Below are 18,695 nucleotides of genomic sequence, written 5' to 3'. Positions count from 1 at the left end.
CCCGGTCAAGGAACCCCGCGCCCATAACGGTCCCGCACTCCAACATTTCACCCATCGCCCCCGCAACCAACCATTCACCATGTCCAAAACCCTGATCATCGCCGAAAAGCCCTCCGTGGCGCGCGAACTGGCCCCCCTTGTGGGCGCCACGCAGCGCCGTGCGGGCTTTCTGGAAGGGCCGGACCATCTGGTGAGCTGGGCCGTGGGGCACCTTGTGGGCATTGCCGAACCGGAGGAACAGGACCCGGCCTGGGCGGGCCGCTGGACCCTGGACCAGTTGCCCATGCTGCCGCCGCGCTTTCGGCTGCGGGTGCTGCCGGAAACGGCGGACCAGTTCGCCGTGCTGCGCCGCCTGCTCACCGACGAGCGCGTTACCGGCGTCATCAACGCCACCGACGCCGGGCGCGAGGGCGAACTGATCTTCCGGCGCATCTACCTGATGGCCGAATGCGGCAAACCCGTGCGCCGCCTGTGGGCCAGCGACATGACCGAAGAAGGCCTGCGCAAGAGCCTGGCCCGTCTGCTGCCCGACGCGGAAAAGCGCAACCTGGGGCTGGCCTCCTTTGCCCGGGCCGAGGCCGACTGGCTGGTAGGCATGAACTATTCGCGCCTGTTCACGGTAAAGACCGGCGGCCTTGTGTCCGTGGGACGCGTGCAGACCCCGGTGCTGTGCCTGCTCACCGCCCGCCGCCGCGAGATAGAACAGTTCGTGCCGCAGGATTTCTGGACCGTGGAAGGGGTGTTCACCCCCGGCGGCGGCAAGGGGCGGGCCGCGCACGACGCTGGGGCCGCCCCCGATGCGGCACCCGACGCGTCTTCCGATGCGGGACCGGACACGTCACCAGTTGCATCACCGGACACACTCGCCGCCGACGCGCCGGACTCCTTCCCCGCCGTATGGCACCGCCCGCCGGAACTGCGCGAAACCCGCGTGGACAGCGAGGACGAGGCCACGGCCATCGCCGCCGCCTGCACCGGGCGCGAAGGCGTGGTGGAATCGGTGGTCAGCAAGGCAGGCACCCAGCAACCGCCCCTGCCCTTCGACCTGACCACCTTGCAGCGAGAAGCCAACACCCGTTTCGGCCTGTCCGCAAAGGACACCCTGGCCCACGCCCAGGCGCTGTACGAAACCCACAAGCTGATCACCTACCCCCGTACCGATTCCCGCCACCTGACCAAGGAACTGTTCGCGGAAATCCTGAACCACTTCCGGGCCATCCACCACCTGTACCCGGACGAGACCATGCTGGCGGTCGCGCGCATCAAGTCCGGCAAGATCAAGTTTCCCTGCGTGGACGACCGCAAGGTCACCGACCACCACGCCATCATCCCCACCGCCCGCAAGGGCGACCCGGCCCGCCTTTCGCAACCGGAACGGCAGATCTACGAAATGATCTGCCGCCGGTTCATCGCCGCCTTCTGCGCCGAGGCCAAGTTTGCCACTTCCACCGTCACGGTGAAGGTGGGCGAGCACGCCTTCATCGCGCGGGGCAAGGTGTTCAAGGAAAAGGGCTGGCTGGCCGTGGAACCGTGGCGCGCGGCGGAGGACACCCCCCTGCCCCCCCTGCGCAAGGGCGCCAAACTGCATACGGACGACATCCGCCGGGTGACGCGCCAGACCAAGGCCCCGGCCCACTATACCGATGCCTCGCTGCTGGCGGCCATGGAAACCGCCGGCAAGCTGGTGGAGGACGAGGAACTGCGCCAGGCCATGAAGGAACGCGGCCTCGGCACCCCCGCCACCCGCGCCCAGGTCATCGAAACGCTGCTCCAGCGCGGCTATGTGGGCAGGCACGGCAAGCGGCTCATCGCCAGCGACCGGGGCATGCAGGTGGCCGAGGTCATCGAGGCGCTGCTGCCCGACGTGGCCTCGCCCGAGCTGACCGGCACATGGGAAAAGGCCCTCAAGGACATGGAGGCGGGCACCGCCACCTACCCGCAGTTCATGCACGGGATACGCGAAAGCGTGTGGAACGGCGTGCACCGCATCAAGCGGGTGGGCGGGCGCAACCTGGACCGTTTGCTGGACACGGCGTCCGAACGGTACGCCCGCACGCCCGACGGTCTGTGCCCCCTGTGCGGCGGCGAGGTGCGCGAAACCCCGCGCGGCTGGGGCTGCACCGGGCAGCCGCCCGCCCCTTCCGGAAAGAAACGCGGCAAGGCGGCAAACGGGGACGACGGCGCCGGGCAGGACGCCGAGCGCGCCAAACGCGGCGCGAAAAAGGCCGATGCGCCCAATGGCGGGCCAGACGCCGCGCCGGACGGTGGGGAGAACAGCGGTACGGCTTCCCCCACTGCCAATGGGGGCCGCTGCCCGTTCATCCTCTGGCGCACCTCCTTCGGACGCGAACTGGACGAGCCCACGGCGCGCGAACTGCTGGCCACCGGTCGCACCGCGCAGGCCATGGACTTCACCTCGCGCCAGGGCAAGCCGTTCCGGGCGCATCTGGTACTGAAGGGGGGCCGCCTGCGTCCGGAATTCGTGCCGGACGGGCCACGCCCTGCCCCGCAGCGGACAGCGGAACAGGCAACGCCGGGTTCACCTGACGCCCCTGCTGCGGCATCCCCGTCGATTCCCGGTGGCGGTGCGCCCACCGCCGCCTCCGGCACCTTGCCGGAAACACCCGTGACGCCAGCAACGCCAGACCCAAGCGAAGCCCCCGACACGGTCGAAGCCCCCGGCACGCCCGAAGCCCATCCCGGCACCGACAGCTAGCGTCGGCACACTCCCGCACGCCTTTCCCCCCGCTCCCGTCATGCTCCTTGCAGGGCACCCGGGCCACATCGCCGCGCCAACGCACCTCCCCCGCAAGCCGTTCCGCCGTCGGTCCCCTTGGGCATGCCCATACCTCCGGGTCCGTCCGGATCCTTCCACCCGGCTCCTCGCGCTCCCGTCCGGCAGGCGCCCCAGTCCCACCGCGGCCCCGGTCTCCCGTTTCCTGCGCCCGTACCTTTCCCCGCCCGGCCCGATGACGTATGGTCAAAACGATTTCTTTCGGGGAATTTCAAAAAAGCGCTTTACAAGTCTATGGATGGAGTCTAAACAGGAATTGTTCCTAACAAGGAACCCCACAACGCAACCAACAAGGAGCATATCGATGAGCAAGACCCACGAGAACATGATGGCGGCCTTTGCCGGTGAATCCCAAGCCAACCGCAAGTACCTCGCCTTCGCCAAGCAGGCCGACAAGGAAGGTATGCCCCAGGTCGCCAAGCTGTTCCGCGCCGCCGCCGAGGCGGAAACCATCCATGCCCACGGCCACCTGCGCAACGCGGGCAAGATCGGTTCCACCCTCGACAACCTTCAGGCCGCCATCGACGGCGAAACCTACGAATTCACCAAGATGTACCCGCAGATGATCGCCGAGGCCGAGGCCGAGGGCGAAAAGGTGCCCGCGCGCTACTTCGGCTGGGCCAACGCCGTGGAAGAGGTGCACGCCAATCTCTACCGCAAGGCGCTGGAAAACCCCTCCGCCCTGGCCGATGTGGACTACTACGTCTGTTCCGTGTGCGGCTACACCCACGAAGGCCCGCACGACGACAAGTGCCCCATCTGCAACGCCGCGGCGTCCGCGTTCTACAAGGTGGCCTAGTCCGCTCCCTGCGCGGACAGCGTACACCCTTCGGAGGGCCCCGGCATGCACGCCGGGGCCCTCCTGTCATTCACGCGCCCGAGACTCGGCGCCCTCGACACCGCGCACGGGGTGCAGTATCCCGGCTCATGCACACCCGCTGCTTCGTTCCGGAACACACATGCTGATCCTGCTCCGCACCGCCGACGCACGCATCGCCGCACACATGACCGCCCCCCTTGCCGAGGCCGGGCTGCGACTGGTGGTGGAAATGCCCACCGTTGCGGATGCGCGGATGCAGGCCCCGGAAGGCACGGCGCCCATGGTGCATCCGGAACCGGATGCGCTGGTGGCCGACCTTGACCTGCTGGCCCCGCCGAGCCCGGACGGCGGCCCGGACGGCGGTCCGGTCGGCAAAGGTCTTTCCGGTGACGCCCCCGGCATCCCCCCCGGCATTCCATTGATCCTGCTGCACACCGCCACGGCCCGGCAGGAATCGCGCCGCGTGCGCGCAGCCGGGTTGCCCGCATCCGCCCGCCTGCTGCGCGCGCCGTTTGCCGCCGGGGCGCTGGTCACCGCGCTGCGGGCGGCGGGGCTGGCCGCTCCGCCCGGCAGGGGACCGCTGGCCGCCGGGGTGCTGGCGTTGGGCGACATCGTGTTCGACCCGGTCACCGGGCGCGCCACCCGCGATTTTCGGCCCCTTTCGCTGCACCCGCAGGAACGGCTGCTGCTGGAACTGCTGCTGCGCCGGGCGGGCAGCGTGGTGCACCGGACGGACATCGCCCACTGGTGCCTGGATTACGCCGCCACCCCCGCGCCCCATGCACCCCATTCGCCCCATTCACCCCATTCGCCCCATTCCCCCCATTCCGTGGACGTGCTCGTCTCTCGCCTGCGGCGCACGCTGGCACGCGCGGCCAGCCCCGGCTCGCCCGGCTCGCCCGGCTCTCACAGTCGCACGGTCGGCACGCGCCTGCGCACGGTGCGCGGCGTGGGCTACCGACTTGAAACGGACTGACACCCGCCCCGCTTACCCACCCCCCGATCACCCGCCCCCCGGTCACACCCCGCGATCACAGCCCGCCGCCACGCCCACCATCGCCCGCGCCGCGCCCTTGCCCCACTCCGGGCTTGCGTCGCGGGCAAGGTTGTCGCATTCTCGCATTCCCGAACCCCGCCGCGCCGCCGGTCATCACCCGTCGCCAACGCACTGCCCATGCGGCATGCCGCCCGGCCCGCGCGAAACGTGGACATGACGCCCCCAGCACGAGGAACCCGTGACCTACCGCAATCTTTCCGCCTGCGTGGCCGACCTTGAACGCCACAAGCACCTCGTGCGCATCGACGCAGAGGTGGACGCCAACCTGGAAATGGCCGCCATCCAGCGCCGCGCCTACCGCGCGGGCGCGCCCGCCATGCTGTTCACGCGGGTGAAGGGCTGCCGCTTTCCCATGCTGGCCAACCTGTTCGGCACCATGGAGCGCACCAAATTCATCTTTCGCGATACGTTGCGCGCCGTGGAAGGCATCTTTCGCCTGAAGCTGGACCCCTTCGACGCCTTCCACCATCCCCTGCGCTATACCGGCGTGCCGCGCGCCCTGTGGTCCATGCTGCCGAAATCGGTGTCCGATGGCCCGGTGCTGCGCCACCGCTGCGCCGTCAGCGACCTGCCGCGCCTGATATCCTGGCCCATGGACGGCGGCGGCTACGTCACCCTGCCGCAGGTGTACACCGAAAGCCCTGACGCCCCCGGCCCCATGCAGTCCAACATCGGCATGTACCGCGTGCAGTTGGACGGCCCGGACTACGAAAAGGACCGAGAGGTGGGCCTGCACTACCAGATTCACCGGGGCATCGGGTACCACCACGCCCAGGCCCTGCGCCGGGGTGAGCCGCTGAAGGTGAACATCTTCGTGGGCGGTCCGCCCGCCATGACCCTGGCCGCCGTCATGCCCCTGCCGGAAGGCCTGGCCGAAATCCTGTTTGCCGGGGCCATGGCGGGCTTCCGCATCCCCATGATCCGTCGTCCCGGCGGCCTGCCCATTCTGGCCGAGGCCGATTTCTGCATCAGCGGCACCATTGCCCCGTACCAGAAGCCGGAAGGCCCCTTCGGCGACCACCTTGGCTACTACAGCCTGGCGCACGACTTTCCCGTGCTGCGGGTGGACGCAGTGCACCACCGCCCGGACGCCATCTGGCCGTTCACCACGGTGGGCCGCCCCCCGCAGGAAGACACCGTGTTCGGCGACTTCATCCACCAGCTTACCGCAGACCTTGTGCCGCAGGTGTTCGCCGGGGTGCGCGAAATCCACGCCGTGGATGCCGCCGGGGTGCACCCGCTGCTGCTGGCCATCGGCAGCGAACGCTACGTGCCCTACGCCGGTGAACGCCAGCCGCAGGAACTGATTACCTGCGGCATGGCCCTCTTGGGATCCACCCAGACATCCCTGTCCAAGTACGTGCTGATCATGGCCCACGAGGACGCGCCCTCCATGTCCACGCACGACTTCCCCGGCTTCTTCACGCACATGCTGGAACGCACCGACTTCACCCGCGACCTGCACTTCGTCACCCGCACCACCATCGACACCCTGGACTACACCGGCATCAGCCTGAACCAGGGGTCCAAGCTGGTGTGGGCGGCGGCGGGCCCGCGCAAGCGGCAACTGGCCGATACCCTGCCCGGCGACCTGCCGCTGGACGCGCGGACAGGGAATGGCGGGGGGGATGGCGAGGCGGCTGGCGGCAGCTTTAACGATCCGCGCCTGTTCGGCAGGGGCATCGTGGTGCTGCGCGGGCCAAAGCATACGGCAAGGCGCGACGAGCACGACCCGGCCATGCACGCGCTGGCCGCCCGGCTGGCCCACGCACACGGCCTGGTCGGCCTGCCGCTGTTCGTGGTGGTGGACGACCCGGCCTTCACCGCCGCCAACTGGGAAAACTTCCTGTGGGTGGTCTTTACCCGATCCGACCCGGCCACCGACATGTACGGCGCCGGTGAATTCACCCATTGCAAGCACTGGGGCTGCACCGGCCCGCTGGTCATCGACGCGCGGCTGAAGTCATTCCATGCCCCGGCGCTGGAAACGGACCCCGACGTGGAACGCCGCGTGGACGCGCTGGCCGCTCCCGGCGGCCCGCTGCACGGGTACCTGTAGTTTTCCCCTTCCCTCTCCCCCCGATCCGCACATAACGACGGCACGACGACATGCTCGCCGTGCCGTCGCTTTTGCCAGCAACCGCTTACGAATATTCCTCTTTATCGCTTCCGCGCGGCATTACGCCACACCGCCGTCACCCGTTTGCCACGCGCAACCTCCCTTTTCCGCTGTCCTTTTCTTGAGCTTGTGCTACATTTGATGCATTCTTGCATGCCCATCCCCACCGGCACCGCACGCACACGCGCCGCTGGGGCAGTTTCGTACCGTTCACAGAGGTTGTCATGCCCCATTCCGGCTCCGAGTTGCTGACCCGGCCCGCCGCCCCCACCATCGCCCCCGTGCGCGCCCATGTCGCGGACGCGGATACCGGCTGCGACGTTGCCTTGCAGCCCTTTGCCGCCAAGATGACGCGCGCCGGGCTGCCATCCCCGCTGGTGGCCCTGTTTGCCTCCTACCTGGAGGAAATGGCCTGCGGCAGCACCGGACTCATCCCCGAAGCGGACATCCTGCCCGTGGGGCGCGACGATCTGCCCCTGCTGGCCGACCTTGCCCCCTACGCCGCCACCGGACGCGCCCGCCTGCGCGAGGCTGCGTGCATCAAGCTGAACGGCGGCCTTGGCACCAGCATGGGCATGACCCACGCCAAGTCGTTGCTGCCCGCCAAGGACGGGGCCACCTTTCTCGAACTCATCGTGCGCCAGGCCGAGCACCAGCGCCGCACCCACGGCGGGCCTTCGCCGCTGCTGTTCATGAACAGCTTCTCCACCCATCAGGACACCCTGCGCGCGCTGGACGTGCTGGGCCTGCACCACACCGGCAGGCCGGGTACCTTCCTGCAGCACCGTTTTCCCAAGGTGGCGCGGGCAACCCTGTTGCCCGTGGCGTACCCGGAAAACCCCGACCTGGAATGGAACCCGCCCGGCCACGGCGACCTGTACGCCGCACTGGCCCTGTCCGGACATCTTGCCCGGCTGCTGGAATCGGGCCGCCGCTACGCGCTCATCTCCAACGCCGACAACCTGGGCGCCACGCTGGACCCGGCCATTCTCGGCTATCTCATGGAAGAGGATATCCCCTTCCTGATGGAATGCGCGCCGCGCACCCCCTCCGACCGCAAGGGGGGCCACCTGGCCCGCTCACGCAACGGCGGGCTGGTGCTGCGCGAACTGGCCCAGTGCCCGGACGAGGACCTGCCCCGCTTCCAGGACATCGCGCGGTACGGGCTGTTCAATACCAACAACATCTGGCTGGACCTGCACGCCCTGCGCCAGCACATCGACGAACACGGCCTGCTGCACCTGCCCATGATCCGCAACCCCAAGACCGTGAACCCCCGCGACCCCGATTCGGAAAAGGTCTGGCAGGTGGAAACGGCCATGGGCGCGGCCATTTCGCTGTTCCCCAGGGCCCGGGCCATCGTTACCCGGCGCGAACGGTTCCTGCCGGTGAAGCGGTGCAGCGACCTTCTGGTGCTGTGGTCCGACCGCACCCTGCTGGAACCCGATGGCCGCGTACTTCCCAACCCCGCCTGCACCACCCCCAACGTGCTGGTGGAACTGGATGGCGCGCACTACGGCACGTGGGATCGCCTGATGGCCCGCTTTCCGCACGGGGCGCCATCGCTGCTGCACTGCGATGCGCTGTCCGTGCACGGCGACGTGCTGTTCGGCGGCGATATCACCGTGCGTGGGCGGGTAGCGGTGCGCAATCCCTCGTGCATGCAGGCCGTCATTCCGCACGGCACTGTGCTGGAAGGCGACGTGTACCTGTAGCCGTGCCCCGCGCGCATCCGTTGTCGCAGCCGCGTCCGCGCACGGCAGCAGGCGCTTTCACCCCTGTGCCACAACGCATTCGCCCCTTCCCTCCCCATGGTTCGCCCCGCCGTGCGACTACGCACAACCCTGTGCGCTGCCGCATGCGCGTAACCACGCGTGCCCATTTCTAGATTTTTTCTTGAGCTTTTTTTCACTCTGACCTAACGTGCCCGTGAGACCGGTGTGCACGGGGCATGCTTGGCAATTGCGTTGCGCCCGTGTGGCGCGCATGCAGGCCATGCGGCCCGGCCCGCCGGAACGGAGACGCACGGGTGGAGCACGTCGTACCCCGCCGCCGTCACCGCCCCGCAGGACGACAGCCGCACCCCGAGCAGGGAGGGCGAACATGCCTCAGGTTGCCGCCAGAATATCTTCGGACCAGGAACGCTGGCTCAAGGACTATTTCCGCACCAAGAGCGCCGGTGCGGAATTCATCCTGCCGTGGGCCGTGGATACCTTTTTCCGCGCCATTTCCGCCATCAAGGGCATCTTTTCCGGCCCGGAACTCAAGACCATCATCGAGGCCCACCGCGACCTGCGCCTGTTGCCCGACCACACCCGGCTGTCCTACCTGCTGTTGCGGGTCATGGACGCCTGCGACGTGGGCATGGTGCACACCAAGCACGGGGCCAGCAAGGCCAGCCTGGAAGCCAAGCTGAAACGCCTGGACGACACCCAGGCCACCGCGCTGATGGTCTGGGCCGCCGCCTACTGGGTAAGCCGCAACTGCACCGCCGACAGCCTGGACGAGTACATCAAGGAATACTAGGCCGTTGCGGGTTCGGCCCGCCGCTGACGCACCCGCACATGCGGACAGTCGAAACCGCGAAGCCGAAACAGGCGAAACCGGCCAGTCGGACCCTGGGACGGAACGGCAAGGGGCGCCGGATCATCACGATCCGGCGCCCCTTGCGTTATCCCCCACGGCGTGGCGGCTATGCGTCCTTTTCCGACCCGGCCTTCGGGCTGGCATCCTGTCCACCTTCCGGCCCGTTATCCGTCGTGAAGAAACGCAACCGCAACGCGTTGCTGACCACGGAAACCGACGAAAGGGCCATGGCTCCGCCCGCGATCATGGGCGACAGGGTGGGCCCGCCAAAGGCGTGCAGCAGCCCCGCTGCCACGGGAATGCCCAACACGTTGTAGCCGAAGGCCCAGAAGAGGTTCTGGCGGATGTTGCGTACCGTGGCCCGGCTGAGGGCAAGGGCCGTAAGCACCCCGTCCAGCCCGCCGCGCAGCAGCACGATGTCGCCCGCCTCCACCGCCACGTCGATGCCGGTGCCCATGGCGATGCCCACGTGGGCGCGGGCCAGGGCCGGGGCATCGTTGATGCCGTCGCCCACCATGCCCACCACGTACCCCTCGGCCTGCAACGCGCTGACGGCCTGCTCCTTCTGGTCGGGCAGCACTTCGGCCCGCACGTCGTCGATGCCTGCCTGCCGGGCCACGGCCAGGGCGGTACGACGGTTGTCGCCGGTTAGCATCACCACGCGCACGCCCATGCGGCGCAGGCGGCGGACAACCGCCGGGGCCTCCGGTTTCAGCGGGTCGGCCACGCCCAACAGGGCGGCCATGCGGCCATCCACGGCCATGTACAGCGGGGTGCGGCCCTGTTCGGCCAGCATATCGGCCTGGCCGGTGACGTGCGGGGCATCATGCCCGGCCACGTCTTCCGCCGCCATGAAGGCCCGGTTGCCGATGGCGACGGTATGCGGGGAACCATCAGCCGTCGCCACCCGCCCCCGCACGCCCTTGCCGGGCACGGCCAGAAAGTCCTGCACCGGCCACGTGGCAAGGCCGCGCTCCGTGGCTCCGGCTGCCACGGCCTCAGCCAGCGGGTGCTCGGACAGCGCTTCCAGCGAGGCGGCAAGGCGCACCAGTACGGATTCGTCGCCCGCCCCGTCGTCCACCCCGTCGTCCACCTTGTCACCGGGTGCACCGCCGGGGGCCGGTGTGGCCTCCCCGTCCGCGCCCGACACCGCCGCTTCTGTCAGCACCACCACGTCTGTCAGGCGCGGGCTGCCCACGGTCAGCGTGCCGGTCTTGTCGAACACCAGCGCGGTAAGCCGCCCGGCCTGTTCCAGCGCCTCTCCGCTCTTGATCAGCACGCCAAGCTGCGCGCCGCGCCCGGTGCCCACCATGATGGACGTGGGCGTGGCCAACCCCATGGCGCACGGGCAGGCAATGACCATCACCGCCACAAAGATGCGCAGGGCAAACGTGAATTCCGCACCGGCGACATACCACGCCACACCGGCCAGCACCGCCAGCGCCATTACCGCCGGGACGAACCACAGGCTCACCCGGTCGGCCAGGTTGGCGATGGGGGCTTTCGACCCCTGGGCGTCCTGCACCAGCCGGATGATCCGGGCCAGCACCGTGTCCGCGCCCACCCGTTCCGCCCGCATGACGAACGAGCCGTGCCGGTTGATGGTGCCGCCCGCCACCGGGTCGCCGGGGTTCTTGGTCACGGGCAGGCTTTCGCCGGTCAGCATGGCCTCGTCCACGCTGCTGGTTCCCTCCTCGACCACGCCGTCCACGGCAATGCGCGCGCCGGGCCGCACCAGCAGCCGGTCACCGGCATGCACGGACGCCACGGGCACCTCGCGGGCCTCACCGCTTTCCATGCGCAGGGCGGTATCCGGCGCCAGCTCCATCAGGGCCTTGATGGCCTCGGACGTGCGGGTGCGCGAGCGCAACTCGAAGTACTTGCCCAGCGACACCAGCGCGATGAGCACCGCAGCCGACTCGTAGTACAGGTCCATGACCCGCCGGGCCACCTCCACCCCAAGGCCGATCTCCACGGTGTTCCACAGGCTGTACGCAAAGGCCGCGCCCGTGCCCACGGCCACCAGCGAATCCATGTTGGGAGCACGGCGGGCCAGATTGCCGAAGCCGATGCGGTAGAAATCGCGCCCGAACCACATCACCGGCAGCGTCAGCAGCAGCTGCGCCAGCGCGAAGGCCAGCGGCGCGTGGTGTGGATCGAGCCAGGCGGGCAGGGGCAGGCCCGCCATGTGCCCCATGGACAGCACCAGCAGCGGGATGGTGAAGGCGAACTCGCGCGCCAGCTTGCCGCGCATGCGGGCAAGACGTGCGGAGGCTTCCTCGCGCTGGGACTCCCACAGGGCGGCACCTGCATCCTGCCGGGGCAGGATGCGTTCCGCCTCGAACCCCAGTTCCGCGATGCGCGCGGGAATGGCGGCGGCCAAGGCATCCACCGCATCCGGGGCAAGGCCAGGGGTGGGGGTGACCTGCGCAGTTTCCGTGGCCAGGCTGACGGTTACGGCGGCCACGCCCTCCATCTGCCCCACAGCGCGCTCGATGCGCGCGGAGCATGCCGCGCAATGCATGCCGCGCACGGCGTAGCGCAACAGGCCATCGCCTGCGGCAGTGGACAACGCGGGGTCGGGCAGCACCGCCTCGAAGCCCAGGTCCTTCACCCGCTCGGCAATGTCGTCCAGATGCAGGGCGGCGGGGTTCCACGCCACGTCCATGGTCTCCGTGGCCAGGTTCACGCTGATGCGCGACACCCCGTCCATCTGCCCCACCATGCGCTCTATGCGTCCCGCGCACACCGCGCAGGTCATGCCGCGTACGGGCAGTATCTGCCGGGACAGGTCGGGGGATGCAGCCCCGGCCGGAACGGGGGCGGCACCCGAAGCCGCAGAGACGCCGCCCGGAGAGGCGACGATTCCGGATGAAGCGGCGGGCTGTTGCGGAATGCCGGACAATTCGTCTGGTAATTCCTTGGGCAATTCTTCGGGCCATTCATTGGGCGTGGACATGCGGGCTCCTGCGATCGGTGGCACGCGACAAACAGCAACAGACAAGGGTGTTGCTGCCCGGCACCGACCGAAACGACGGCCCCGGACCACGGCGGCCTGTTGCCAAACCGCACCCCGGAGCCTATGTTTTGAAAGGCGTTCTCATTGAAGTAATCCCGTGCCCGCCGCAAGGCAAGGGTGCGCGCACCGTTCATGCCCCCTCAAGCCAAGGAGACAGACCATGCCCAGCGTTACCGTGAAGGGAATGTCGTGCGATCACTGCAAGATGTCCGTAACCAAGGCCGTTGCCGGGGTTTCCGGCGTCAAGGACGTGGACGTCAGCCTGGAAAAGGGCGAGGCCGAGTGGACCGAATCGGCCCCGGTGGACATGGATGCCGTGAAGGCCGCCATCCGCAAGGCCGGATTCGACGTGGAATAGCCCCTTCGGGCCGCACGCCGCGCCCTTCCGGAAGGCGGACATGAAAAAAAGCGGGATGGCGCATGCCATCCCGCTTTTTGCGTTTGCAAAGGGAGAACCCAGTTAAGGGCTGTTTCCAAATCGGGCGATCAGGGCAAGTGCACCGGGGGTTATTGGACGCGGACCTCTATGCCCTTATCCCCGCTCTTCACCACTTCATGCTTGGTGGGCGCGGCCTTCAGGTCCAGCACGATGCGGGTGTTCTCGCCGTAGCGGCCCACGCGCACCTTTTCGATGACCCGGTTGGAAGGCACCGCAGGCGCGGACACCGACCAGGCGCCAACCAGGTCCAGGGCCAGCCGGTCGGGGTTGGGCAGCACGATGTACTTGTACTGGATGGGCGCATCGCCTTGCAGATGCAGGATGGCCGTGCTGCCGGAGAACTTGATGGTGGCCGAGGTGATGGCATGGTCGCCCTTGGCCGTCTGCGGTGTTGCCGGGGCGGCAGCGGTCTTGGCCGGGGCTGCCTGTACGGCGGGAGCGGCAGCCTGCGGCTTGGCGGCGGGAGCGGCCTTTTCAGCCTTGTCGCCCTTGGCCGGGGCCGAAGCTGCCTTCTCTGCCTGCCTGGCGGGGGCGGCCTTGTCGGTGCCCTTGTCGGTGCCCTTGACCGGCTCCTTCTTCTTGCCTTCCAGCGGGGTGGCAAGGTCGGCACCGGACTTGGAGGCCATGCGGCCCAGCGCCGTGCGCGGCTCGCCGGACGCGGCAGAACCGGGAGAACCGGTCGGGATGGTGGCGGGCTCGCCCTCGCCGGGAGAAACCATGCCCGCCGGGGTCTCGGTCATCATGCCGCCGGGCTGGCCGGGGGCCAGGGCGCCCTGCCCGCCCTGCTCGAAGTAGGGCATGCCGGACTGACCCGGCTGACCCGGCTGAGCGGATTGGGCGGGCTGGCCCTGCGCGGGGGCTTGCATCGGCGCCTGAACGGAGGGGCCTTCCACCGGGGCGGACTTGTCGTCGCCGGAACCGAAATGGTTGAACAGGATGAGCGCCATGGCGAACAGCACGACGGTGGGTATCAGCATGGCGATGGTTTTGTTCATCTCGCGAAAGTCTCCTTACCGGGCAGCCTTGCGGGCCGCCCCATCAACGTTGGCGGCGCCTGCCTTCCGTTCCAGCACAAAGTCGAGAAAGCGGCGCGAGGGCTCGAGGTCGGGCGTCAGGTCCAGCGATGCGCGCAGGTGCCGTTCCGCCCGGTCCATGTCGCCCATGTCGTAGTATGCACGGGCGATGTTGAAATGCACGTGGCTGTCGTCCGGCGAAAGATCCAGCGCGCGCAGATGATGCCGGATGGCGATGCGCGGCAGCTTGCTCTTGCGCAGGTTGATGCCGAAATCGGTGAACATGTGGCGATGCGCGGGCACGAATTCGCCGGGAACCTCGGCCAGCCGTTCCAGCGCGCGCACGGCGCGGTCGCGGTCGCCGCGCCGCAGCTGGGCCAGCGCGGTGGCGAAGTCGGCCCGCAACGAACGTTCAGTCTGCGCGCCCACCTCGTGCCCGGCGATATCGCCGGAACGACGGACGGCATCTCGTCCGGCGGCCATGCCGGAGGCCTGACCGCCGTGCCTGACGGGGCTGGGCTGGCTGGCCGGGCTGGCCGAATCCGCCCCGCCTGGCGCAGCCTTGCCGGAAGCCGCTGATCGGCCCGCGTCCTCGCGTTCTCCGTAGGCGGGGCCCATGGGGGCGGTCCTGATCGGCACGGCAAGGATGTCCGGCTCGAAGGCGTAGCCGCGTACAAGTTCCGCCGAGCTGACGGCACGGCGCTCGCCCGTGGGTTCCATGCTGGCCGACAGGGGCTGCACCACGTACCCGCCCGCGTCGTGTTCCCACACGAACCAGTAGCGCTTGCGCGCAACGTTGCGCCCCGGTACGCCGCCGCCGGGCCTGCCTGCCTGGCGGGGCTCGACGCTGGAATAGACGCCCTTGAAGATGCCGGTCTCCATATCTGCTCCTGTGGCGGCACGGCACGCCGCATGGCGCGGGCGCGCCGGGCTCAGATGTACCCTTTTTCGCGGGCGTTGCAAACGGGCCGAGACGTACGGGACGATGGCGGCAGCGCGCCTGCCGTGTTCGTTGCCGCATCCGTTCCACCCCTTTGGCCCCTTTGGCCCACTGTCCGCATGACATGGCGAAACCGATGCCGCCATGACGGGGCCGGGCACCCTGCGGCAGATCATGCCACGCCCCGTGCCGCTTCCCTCAACTGGACGCGCCGTGGCTTTTCCTTTATCCATGCCGGATGCATGAAATGTCCGTCGCGTCCAGCGTCATTTCCATCGTTCAGGAAGAGCTGGCCAAGCACTCCGCCACCCGGCTGCTGCTTGTCCGCGTGCGCTACGGCGCGCTGGCCAACCTCGTCCCCGAGGCCATGGAATTCGCCTTCGAGGCCATGACCATCGGCACCGACTTCGAGGGAGCCAGGCTGGAACTGGCCAGAGGGCCGGTGAAGCTGCTGTGCGGCGGCTGCGGCAAGGAGTTCGAGCCGCAGGGCAGGGAACTGCTGTTCGCGCCCTGCCCCGCCTGCGGCGAGGAAGCCGGGCACCACGTGCTGGCCGGGCGCGAACTGTACGTCGAACACATCGAAGCCGAATAGGGGGCTAGCGTGGAAATACCCGTAGTCAGGAACGTGCTGGAAGCCAACGACAAGATGGCCGTGCAACTGAAAGGCCTGTTCGCCCGGCACGGCATTCTGGTCCTGAACATGATCAGTTCGCCCGGCGCGGGCAAGACCTCCGTGCTCGAACGCACCCTGACCGACCTGCGCGGCGAATTCCGCATGGCGGTCATCGAGGGCGACCTGCAAACCGACAACGACGCCCGCCGCGTGGCCGCCACCGGGGCCAAGGCCGTGCAGATCAACACCGACGGCGGCTGCCACCTGGACAGCAACATGATCCTCGAGGCGTTGTCCAACTTCGACCTCGCGGACATCGACATCCTGTTCATCGAGAACGTGGGCAACCTGGTCTGCCCGGTGGAGTTCGACTGCGGCGAAGACCACAAGGTGGCCCTGCTCAGCGTGACCGAGGGCGACGACAAGCCCGAAAAGTATCCGCTGCTGTTCAATCTTTCCAAGGTCATGCTGCTGAACAAGGTGGACCTGCTGCCCTACGTGGACTTTGACGTGGAGCGGGCCAAGCGCTTCGCCACGCACCTGAACAAGGAGCTGACCATCTTCCCCATGTCCTGCCGCAGTGGCGAAGGGCTGGAAGGCTGGTACGACTGGCTGCGCACGGCGCGAGCCGCCAAGCGCGACTAGGCAGGACGGACTGGCGGCCCGCCAGCATTCGCCCGGTTGCGCGCCGTCATTTCCGGCCACGGGCTTGCGACATGACGGGCGCGTGGTTACAGTTGCATACGTCGGGCAGCATCCCGTACCGACGTCGAATTCACCCCCCGGCCCGTCCGGCACGCAGTTCGTGCCCGGACGGTTCCGGGGGTATGCCATTGCCGGAGGCAACACCCCATGAGCGATTCTTCTTCCTGTCAGGGCTGCCCCAGCGCGGCCGGTTGCGGCTCCGCCGGAAATCCCGGGGACTGTCCCTCGTCGGCCTCGTCCGCCCCATCTGGTCCTGCCGCAAGCTCCGGCTGCGGGGGCGGATGCGGCGGCCCCACCCCGGAACAGCAGGCCGATGAGGCCCGCTTGCAGACCACCCTGTCGCACATCCGCAACACCATCGTGGTCATGTCCGGCAAGGGCGGCGTGGGCAAAAGCTCCACCGCCGCCAACATTGCCGCCGGCCTTGCCCTTGCGGGCAAGCGCGTGGGCCTGCTGGACGTGGACGTGCACGGCCCGTCCATCCCCCGCCTGCTGAAGCTGGACGCGGCGCACGCCGACGTGGACGGCGACACCATCCAGCCCGTGCAGTGGCGCGAGGGCGTTACGCTTTCCGTCATGTCGCTGGGCTTCTTTCTGCCCGATGCCCGTCAGGCGGTTATCTGGCGCGGCCCGGTGAAGATGGGCTTCATCAAGCAGTTGCTGTCCGACGTGGCCTGGGGCGAGCTGGACTTTCTGGTGGTGGACTGCCCCCCCGGCACCGGCGATGAACCGCTGTCCGTGCTGCAACTGCTGGGCGATGCCGCCCGCGCGCTCATCGTCACCACGCCGCAGGCCGTGGCCGTTGACGACGTGCGCCGCTCGCTGGGCTTCTGCGAAGACCTGAACGTGCCGGTGCTGGGCGTCATCGAGAACATGAGCGGCATCGTCTGTTCCAAGTGCGGCAACGTGGAATCGCTGTTCGGGCAGGGCGGCGGCGAACGCCTGGCCAAGGAAATGAACGTGCCCTTCCTGGGCGCGGTGCCGCTGGACCCGGAAATCGTCCGCGCCGGGGATGAAGGCAACATCTACATCGCCTCGCACCCCGACCGCCCCGCCGCCACCGTGCTGCGCACCATCGTGGATGCGCTGGTGGAAGCGGACGCGCCGCAGGCGTAGTTGCGCAAATACGGTTAAAGAACCCCCCCCCCGCCATGCCATCATGACGGGGGGTGCCTTATTAACGTATCCCCCCAATTGAAAAGTTTTGAGAGAGGGATGGGGGTTCGGGGGAAGGGAGAGAACTTTGCGGCAGCCGTTAGGCGAGCCTGCGAGCCTTACGGATGGCGACCGCAAAGCGCAAAGTTCTCTCCCTTCCCCCGATTATTCCCTTTGGCTGTTCCTACATCCCGGCCTCGGGCAGCCACAGGTAATGGAACCCGGCGCGCGAGGCGGCCTCCATGCCAGGCAGGCCCAGGTCGATGAGCGCCATGCGGCCGGACCCGGCGGGGGTGGTGGCGGTGGCGTATTCGGTGGCGCCGGGCAGGGGATCGCGGCGATAGGTGACCACGCGCAGGTCGCCGGTGCCGGTCAGGCTGGCGGCTTCGGCCAGGGCGTCCTCGAAGTAGCCGATGCGGTCCACCAGTCCGGCGGCCTGGGCCTGGCGGGCGGTGAGGATGCGCGCATCGGCGAACGCGGCTTCGTGCCCGTGGCTGGCGGGCCTGCGTTCGCGCACAAGGCCCTGAAAGCGGCCATTCATGTCGGCAATCATGGACTGGAACAGGGCGCGTTCCTCGTCGGTACCTTCGCGGAAGGGCGACCCCATGTCCTTGTGGTCGCCGGATTTGGTGACCACGGCGCGCACGCCGATCTTGTCCATGAGTCCGGCCACCTCGGGCCGCAGGAAGATGACGCCGATACTGCCGGTGACCGTGGAGGGATGCGCCACGATACGGTCGGCGGCAAGCGCGGTGTAGTAGCCGCCGGAGGCGGCGGTATCCAGCATCAGCGCGACGACTTTCTGGCCGGTGCGCTCGCGGTGGCGCATCAGTTCGTGGTACAGCACGTCGCTGGCGGTGACGCCGCCGCCGGGGCTGTCGATGGCCACGATGACGGCCTTCACGTCCGGGTCTTCGGCGGCCAGGCGCAGTTGCGCCACGACCTCCTGCACCATGCCGGGCCGTTCGCGGAACAGGCCGGACTTGGCGCGGTTGTCGATGACGCCGTTGACGTTGATCAGCACGGCCTTGTTCCGTCCCTGGCCGAACACGGTCTCCTCGCCGAAGGGGTCTGGCCCGCCAAAGAACGACGAACGCGCGCCGCACCCGACAAGCAGGGCGGAACATGCCAGCAGCAGTACGAGAACAGGAAGAATGCGCGCGCCACGGCGCGGGGAATGCGTTATGGTCATGATGAACCTCCGTTGTGCCGATGCCTACCACATCCGGCCGGCCGTGGACAATGCACGGTCGTTTGCGCGCGTGTAACAGCGTGTAACCGGGCCGGAGTCCGTCGCCAACACAGCGGGCCTTGACACTACCCCGCCCCGCACGGAGAATCCCCCACCTGACACCACCCCGTATTCCTGCGGGACCGGCGGCACGCCCCCTCACCACCCAGGCGCGCCCTGGCCGCCCCGCCCACATATCCCGGA

14 protein-coding genes are annotated in these 18,695 nt (G+C 68.4%); 10 read left to right on the top strand and 4 right to left on the bottom strand.

The window, feature by feature from the left end; all coding sequences use genetic code 11:
• The first annotated feature begins 79 nt into the window (after positions 1–79).
• The 6 genes from ABWO17_RS03190 to ABWO17_RS03165 all read left to right on the top strand — a co-directional run bounded on the left by ABWO17_RS03190 (position 80) and on the right by ABWO17_RS03165 (position 9,316).
• Complete coding sequence (locus tag ABWO17_RS03190) at positions 80–2,716, top strand: type IA DNA topoisomerase (protein WP_353116024.1); 2,637 nt, start codon at positions 80–82, stop codon at positions 2,714–2,716.
• A 382-nt stretch (positions 2,717–3,098) separates the two neighbouring features.
• Entirely contained in the window at positions 3,099–3,593 is a 495-nt protein-coding gene (locus ABWO17_RS03185) for a rubrerythrin family protein (RefSeq protein WP_353116022.1), read from the top strand.
• Positions 3,594–3,753: 160 nt separating this feature from the next.
• Positions 3,754–4,590 carry a DNA-binding response regulator gene (locus tag ABWO17_RS03180; RefSeq protein ID WP_353116020.1) on the top strand — a complete coding sequence of 279 codons (837 nt, stop codon included), beginning with the start codon at positions 3,754–3,756 and terminating at the stop codon, positions 4,588–4,590.
• Positions 4,591–4,849: 259 nt separating this feature from the next.
• On the top strand, positions 4,850–6,730 hold the full coding sequence (locus tag ABWO17_RS03175) for a UbiD family decarboxylase (RefSeq protein ID WP_353116018.1): 1,881 nt from the start codon (positions 4,850–4,852) through the stop codon (positions 6,728–6,730).
• 284 nt (positions 6,731–7,014) lie between these two features.
• On the top strand, positions 7,015–8,505 hold the full coding sequence (locus ABWO17_RS03170) for a UTP--glucose-1-phosphate uridylyltransferase (RefSeq protein WP_353116016.1): 1,491 nt from the start codon (positions 7,015–7,017) through the stop codon (positions 8,503–8,505).
• A 388-nt stretch (positions 8,506–8,893) separates the two neighbouring features.
• Complete coding sequence (locus ABWO17_RS03165; protein WP_015946785.1) at positions 8,894–9,316, top strand: hypothetical protein; 423 nt, start codon at positions 8,894–8,896, stop codon at positions 9,314–9,316.
• Between the two features lie 166 nt (positions 9,317–9,482).
• Here ABWO17_RS03165 and ABWO17_RS03160 read toward each other — a convergent pair whose 3' ends face one another.
• Positions 9,483–12,137 (bottom strand): heavy metal translocating P-type ATPase, encoded by a 2,655-nt coding sequence (locus ABWO17_RS03160; RefSeq protein ID WP_502914876.1) that lies wholly within the window; start codon positions 12,135–12,137, stop codon positions 9,483–9,485.
• Positions 12,138–12,555: 418 nt separating this feature from the next.
• Between ABWO17_RS03160 and ABWO17_RS03155 the strand changes: the two genes are divergently transcribed.
• Positions 12,556–12,753, top strand: a complete 198-nt coding sequence (locus ABWO17_RS03155) for a heavy-metal-associated domain-containing protein (RefSeq protein ID WP_353116011.1) — start codon at positions 12,556–12,558, stop codon at positions 12,751–12,753.
• Between the two features lie 149 nt (positions 12,754–12,902).
• Here the strand turns inward: ABWO17_RS03155 and ABWO17_RS03150 are convergent, their stop codons facing one another.
• Both ABWO17_RS03150 and ABWO17_RS03145 read right to left on the bottom strand, forming a co-directional pair.
• Complete coding sequence (locus ABWO17_RS03150) at positions 12,903–13,829, bottom strand: AMIN domain-containing protein (RefSeq protein WP_353116009.1); 927 nt, start codon at positions 13,827–13,829, stop codon at positions 12,903–12,905.
• A gap of 15 nt (positions 13,830–13,844) precedes the next feature.
• Positions 13,845–14,729 carry a tetratricopeptide repeat protein gene (locus ABWO17_RS03145; RefSeq protein ID WP_353116007.1) on the bottom strand — a complete coding sequence of 295 codons (885 nt, stop codon included), beginning with the start codon at positions 14,727–14,729 and terminating at the stop codon, positions 13,845–13,847.
• A gap of 305 nt (positions 14,730–15,034) precedes the next feature.
• Here ABWO17_RS03145 and ABWO17_RS03140 point away from each other — a divergent pair, with 305 nt between their 5' ends.
• The 3 genes from ABWO17_RS03140 to ABWO17_RS03130 all read left to right on the top strand — a co-directional run bounded on the left by ABWO17_RS03140 (position 15,035) and on the right by ABWO17_RS03130 (position 17,221).
• Positions 15,035–15,379, top strand: a complete 345-nt coding sequence (locus ABWO17_RS03140; RefSeq protein WP_353116005.1) for a hydrogenase maturation nickel metallochaperone HypA — start codon at positions 15,035–15,037, stop codon at positions 15,377–15,379.
• A gap of 9 nt (positions 15,380–15,388) precedes the next feature.
• Positions 15,389–16,045 (top strand): hydrogenase nickel incorporation protein HypB, encoded by a 657-nt coding sequence (hypB, locus tag ABWO17_RS03135; protein ID WP_353116003.1) that lies wholly within the window; start codon positions 15,389–15,391, stop codon positions 16,043–16,045.
• Between the two features lie 207 nt (positions 16,046–16,252).
• A complete protein-coding gene (locus tag ABWO17_RS03130) occupies positions 16,253–17,221 on the top strand; it encodes a P-loop NTPase (protein ID WP_353116001.1) in 969 nt (322 codons plus the stop codon).
• 223 nt (positions 17,222–17,444) lie between these two features.
• On the opposite strand, the gene sppA is transcribed toward ABWO17_RS03130, so the two are convergent.
• Positions 17,445–18,452, bottom strand: a complete 1,008-nt coding sequence (sppA, locus tag ABWO17_RS03125; protein WP_353115999.1) for a signal peptide peptidase SppA — start codon at positions 18,450–18,452, stop codon at positions 17,445–17,447.
• Positions 18,453–18,695 lie beyond the last annotated feature (243 nt).

The organism is Nitratidesulfovibrio sp., assembly GCF_040373385.1.
In the GTDB taxonomy this organism is placed as follows: domain Bacteria; phylum Desulfobacterota; class Desulfovibrionia; order Desulfovibrionales; family Desulfovibrionaceae; genus Cupidesulfovibrio.
This window is presented reverse-complemented; position numbering and strand designations above follow the sequence as displayed.